Annotated in this window: 1 protein-coding gene; it reads left to right on the forward strand. The window is 49.9% G+C overall.

The features are described 5' to 3' along the window. Nucleotides 1-20: 20 nt before the first annotated feature. On the forward strand, nucleotides 21-1109 hold a 1089-nt coding region (locus R7E00_RS24770), incomplete at its 3' end, for a YifB family Mg chelatase-like AAA ATPase (RefSeq protein WP_318124866.1).

Consider the following 1109-nt stretch of genomic DNA (forward strand, 5'->3'; position numbering starts at 1 on the left):
TTCAATAGATTGGGGAGTTTATGGGGCTGGCAATCATTCATAGTCGTGCAAGTGTCGGGGTGCAAGCGCCGTCAGTTAGTGTGGAAGTGCATATCAGTAATGGCATGCCCGGCTTTACTCTCGTTGGGTTGCCGGAGACTACGGTAAAGGAATCCAAAGATCGTGTACGCAGTGCGATCATCAATTCAAATTTCCAGTTTCCAGCCAAGCGCATTACGGTCAATTTGGCCCCAGCGGATTTACCTAAAGAAGGCGGCCGTTTTGATTTGCCTATCGCATTGGGTATTTTGGCGGCTTCAGAGCAAATCGCGACAGATAGGCTCAAAAACTACGAATTTATTGGCGAATTAGCCCTGTCTGGAGGATTAAGACCTGTCAAAGGTGTGCTTCCTGCCGCGTTGGCTGCAAGCAAAGTAGGACGTCATTTGGTGGTGCCTCATGTCAATGGTGATCAAGCGGCGCTGGTGGGCAAAGAGCAACATAAGTCAGCGCAATCCTTACTTGAGGTGTGTGCAGAGTTATGTGGTCAGCATCGTCTCAATCTTTATCAAACTCCGAAGCGAAAAACGGTTGAAAAACATGGTCGAGATCTACAAGACATCATTGGCCAGCAACAAGGCAAGCGTGCTCTAGAAATTGCGGCGGCTGGAAACCACAACCTACTTTTTCTTGGTCCTCCTGGTACAGGAAAAACCATGCTGGCATCGCGTTTATGCGACTTACTGCCGGAGATGAGCGACGAAGAAGCGATGGAAACGGCTTCAGTCGCATCACTGACGCAAAGTGAGATTAATGAGCACAACTGGAAGTCGCGTCCGTTTCGTGCGCCGCACCATTCCAGTTCGATGGCTGCATTAGTTGGTGGTGGCTCGGTGCCAAGACCGGGAGAGATTTCTTTGGCTCACAATGGGTTATTGTTCCTTGATGAAATGCCGGAGTTTGACCGTAAAGTGTTGGACTCGTTACGAGAACCACTGGAGTCGGGTGAGATCATCATTTCGCGCGCACAAGGAAAAACGCGTTTTCCTGCTCGTTTTCAGCTGGTGGGCGCGTTGAATCCAAGCCCAACTGGCTATTACGAAGGGAATCAAGCTCGCACTAACCCTCAA

The organism is Vibrio sp. Vb1755 (assembly GCF_033338635.1).
Classification (GTDB): domain Bacteria; phylum Pseudomonadota; class Gammaproteobacteria; order Enterobacterales; family Vibrionaceae; genus Vibrio; species Vibrio alginolyticus.